Below are 3,984 nucleotides of genomic sequence, written 5' to 3' on the forward strand. Positions count from 1 at the left end.
ACGCGCCGCACCAAACCATTGGGATTGGCTTTTTCTTGCTTGATGCCGGCAATCCATTGGCCGCGCACGCGGTCGATGTCGGCCTGCTCGAAACGCGGCTTGCGCAGCATATCGGCATACAGCGCCATCGACGGCTCCAGATTCTGCTTCAACGCTGACAAATAGACACTGCTGCTGTCAAGGCCAGCGCTGGCCCCCACCGTGGCACCCAGCGCCTGCGCGCGATCGGCAAATGCCAGTGCATCCAAATCACCGGCACCTTCATCCAGCAGGCCCATGGCGAAGTTGGCCATACCCGGCTTGTCGGCCGGATCCGCTGCAGTGCCGCCACGGAAGTCATAGCTCATCTGCACCACCGGGATGTCGTGGCGCTCGGCCAAGATGACCTTGGTGCCGTTGCGCAAGGTGGCGTGCTGCTGCGCCGGGAACACCAACTTCGGGAAGCTGGTCGGCATCGGCACGCCCTTGCTGCGGTTCACCGTGGATGCAGTGGTCTTGTACTTGGCATCCACTTTGGGCGTATTGAACGGGGCCGGCTTGACCGTGGCGTCCTCGGCAATCGCCACGCGCTTGCCCGGGTTCACCACCAAGGTGTGGCTACCCTTGCCCGCGCCCAACCAGGCATTGCCGCTGGCACGCAGGTTTTCCGGGGTGGCTTCGGCCAGCGTTTTCAGACTGTCGCGGAAGCAGCCCGGATTGCCCATGAACACCGCGCATTCGGCCAGCGCATCGGCCTTGCCGCCAAACCCGCCAATGCGCTCCACGCCACGGATCCAACCGGCTTCGGTGGCGGTGCGATTGCGCGTCACTTCGTCGGCACTGGGACCGTCTTTCAACAATTTATTCAATTCTTCGTCGATGACCGCCTCGACCTTGGCCACGTCCACGCCCTGCTTGACCGTCGCGGTGATCATGAAGGTGCTGCTCAGCTGCGAGCCGTAGGCACCCGCGCTGACGTTGTCCACCAGTTTGTCTTGATGTACCAAGCGCTTGTCCAAGCGCGACGATTTACCGCCACCCAGAATTTGCGCCAGCAATTGCAAGCGATCCAGATCTTGGGTGCCGTACTGCGCCACATTCCATACCCGGTAGATGCGCGACTGCGGCACCGTGTCGGTCATTTCACTGCGCGAATTGCTGGTGTGCGCGGCCACATCCACCTTCGGCTGGGCCATGGTGGGTGTTGCGGGAATATCGCCAAAGAACTTGCTCACTTTTTCCTTGGCGGTGGCCAGATCGATGTCGCCGGCCAGCACCAGCACCGCGTTATTCGGGCCGTACCAGGTCTTGAACCAAGTCTTCACATCCTCCAGCGAGGCCGCGTTGAGGTCGTTCATCGAGCCAATGGTGCTGTGGTGGTAGGGGTGACCAGCCGGGTACATGATCTTGCCCAGCTCGTCCCACACTTGCCCGTAGGGTTGGTTTTCGCCCTGACGCTTCTCGTTTTGCACCACGCCGCGCTGCTCGTCCAAGGTCTTCTGGTCGATCGCACCCAGCAGGTGGCCCATGCGGTCGGACTCCATCCACAGCGCAGTATCCAGCGCGGTGGTCGGCACGTTTTCAAAATAGTTGGTGCGGTCGGAATTGGTGGTGCCGTTCTGGTTGGTGGCACCGATGTCCTTGAACGGGGCAAAGAACTCGCCGGGCGCGTTTTCGCTGCCGTTGAACATCAGGTGCTCGAACAAATGGGCAAAGCCGGTGCGGCCGGCCGGCTCGTCTTTGCTGCCCACGTGGTACCACACGTTGACCGCCACGATCGGGGCCTTGCGGTCGGTGTGCACCACTACGCGCAAGCCATTGGGAAGCGTGAAACTTTCGTATTTGATATCCACCGCCGGCGCGTTGGCTGCTTGTATGGCGGGGGCATAGGTTCCGGCTGACAGCGCGGTGGCAAGGGCAAACGCCAGCGCGGCGGGACGAAGCATGGACATCGGCAACTCCTGTGATGGGCGTCACGAACGACGCCGTTAACCTGTAATGATAGCTGCCATCCTTGATTGCCTGCAGTAGACAGAAGTCACGCCAGCGCCCACGCCCTACAATGCGTGCATGATTCACGTCATCCTGCATCGCCCGGAAATCCCGCCCAACACCGGCAACGTGATCCGCCTGTGCGCCAATACCGGCGCACAGTTGCACCTGGTGCGCCCATTGGGATTTGCTCTCGATGACAAGCAACTGCGCCGCGCCGGGCTGGACTACCACGAATATGCTCCGATGCAGGTACACGACGACTTGGCTGCCGCACTGACCGCCATCGCAGCCAGCCAAAGCAGCGCGCCGCGCGTGTTCGCACTGTCCACCCGTGGCCGGGTGCGCTACGACAGCCCCACCTACCGCGTTGGCGATGTGTTTTTGTTCGGCAGCGAAACCGCCGGCTTACCCGCCGATGTGTTGGACGACATCCCGGCAAGTCAACGCCTGCGCCTGCCGATGCGGCCCAATAACCGCAGCCTCAACCTGTCCAATACGGTGGCGGTGATGGTGTTTGAAGCGTGGCGACAGCAGGGTTTTGATGGCTGCGCCTGACGCCAAGCCGCGCCGCATCCGTCTTTAATCCACCAAATCCACATTGCGCGTGATCTGGCCAGTCAGCAGATCCATCCGCAGCAGTTGCGACGAGTTCGCCACCAACAGTTGATTGCCCTGCTGCACAAACTGCTCGTTATCGAACCCGTTGGCCCAGTCGCCGCGCTGCTGCGGCAGCGGCGTGCTCCAGCGGGTGGCCAACGTGGCGGCATCCACCAGCGACAGCAGCTTGTGCTGGCCGCTGTCTTTCACGGTGTTGGACAACACCAGAAAACCACCATCCACTTGCGTTGCCGGCGAGAAGTGATCCTCGGTGTCATGGCCAAGCATCAAATACTTGGGCCTGAGAAAATCTTCCGTCGACCGCCGTGACTGCCCGCGCGCTGCCACCTCAATGTAGCGTCGCCCGTCCCCGGCTTCGCGCAGACTCTTGGGCAATTCACCGCGAAGCGGATCGTCGATATCCAGCCGTTCGAAGTCACCAGTGACCGGCTGCGCGGTGCCACTGTCCGGGTTCAGCTGGTATTTGCGCCCATCGCTGGCTTCCATGATGAAGGCACTCAGCTGCTCGCGGCTACGATAGAAATCGGTACCGTGGACGCCGCCCAGCGCCGGGTTACGCTCGGCAATGGCCTTGCCCGTCAGGGTGACTTGCTGTGTAGCGATCGAGAACACGAACGGAGCCTGCGCTTGACCCTTGCTATTGGAACATGCGATCAGTACATGCGCCTCACTCACAGCACCGAGCTGCGGATACGTGCAATCGAACTCCCGCGGCTTCAGCGGTTTGGCCAGCAGTTTCTGACCGGTGCTCGAATCGACGACTTGCAGGTAATAGGTGAGCGACCCATTGCTGACGGAACGACCGCCGGTGCGTTGATAGGAAAAGATGAACACGCTCTGGTAGATGTACGCGTAGTACTTGCCGCTGGGGCTGAACTTGCCTTGGAACACCGTCGGCACTTGGCGGCCGATGTGCGAACACGCGGCCAGCAGCGCTGCGCATGCAATGAACACTAAATGGCGGAGCAGGGATTGGTGCGTGCCCATCATCGTGCTGGCTTTCCTTTGGTGCTTTTAGACATCTGTACGCCGGGCTGGCGCTAAAGCGGACAACACCTGGCCAAAGGTACCGCTTTCAGGGCCAAGCGTAAGGTGCGTGCTTCTACTGCTTACATATTGAACAATTCCTGTACCAATCAGTTTTGGATTCAGCCAGTGTTGTGACGCAATCATCGAAATTGCACCCGTGCCCGCCGCCTGGCGAGGCACCCACAACAACAACATGGAGGTCTCCCTCATGAAGCGTTATGCCATTGCCCTTGCCCTGATTGCCGCCCTGCCCTTTGCTGCCTCTGCGGCCGACGGCATCAACTACAACTACGTGCAGGGTGGTTATGTCGCCACCAACACCAACGGCCCGGACGCCGACGGCTGGGGCCTGAGTGGCTCGGT

Annotated in this window: 3 protein-coding genes and 1 pseudogene; 2 read left to right on the forward strand and 2 right to left on the reverse strand. The window is 61.0% G+C overall.

The annotated features are described in order from the left end of the window. On the reverse strand, positions 1-1,931 hold a 1,931-nt coding region (locus tag PK789_RS09065; RefSeq protein WP_324308443.1), incomplete at its 3' end, for a M16 family metallopeptidase. Positions 1,932-2,049: 118 nt separating this feature from the next. On the opposite strand from PK789_RS09065, the gene PK789_RS09070 reads away from it, so the two are divergent. Further along, positions 2,050-2,529, forward strand: a complete 480-nt coding sequence (locus tag PK789_RS09070; RefSeq protein ID WP_324308444.1) for a tRNA (cytidine(34)-2'-O)-methyltransferase — start codon at positions 2,050-2,052, stop codon at positions 2,527-2,529. 24 nt (positions 2,530-2,553) lie between these two features. Here the strand turns inward: PK789_RS09070 and PK789_RS09075 are convergent, their stop codons facing one another. Next, positions 2,554-3,582, reverse strand: coding sequence for a PA2928 family protein (locus PK789_RS09075; protein ID WP_223629375.1), 1,029 nt, complete (start codon positions 3,580-3,582; stop codon positions 2,554-2,556). A 247-nt stretch (positions 3,583-3,829) separates the two neighbouring features. On the opposite strand from PK789_RS09075, the pseudogene PK789_RS09080 reads away from it, so the two are divergent. Continuing rightward, a pseudogene (locus PK789_RS09080) lies at positions 3,830-3,984 on the forward strand (OmpO family porin); the annotation flags it as partial.

The organism is Thermomonas sp., from assembly GCF_035369645.1.
In the GTDB taxonomy this organism is placed as follows: Bacteria; Pseudomonadota; Gammaproteobacteria; order Xanthomonadales; family Xanthomonadaceae; genus Thermomonas.

Excerpts from the sequence above, each read along its gene's own strand:
- PK789_RS09070 (WP_324308444.1), top strand. The coding sequence starts at position 2,050 with ATGATTCACGTCATCCTGCATCGCCCGGAAATCCCGCCCAACACCGGC.
- PK789_RS09075 (WP_223629375.1), bottom strand. The coding sequence starts at position 3,582 with ATGATGGGCACGCACCAATCCCTGCTCCGCCATTTAGTGTTCATTGCA.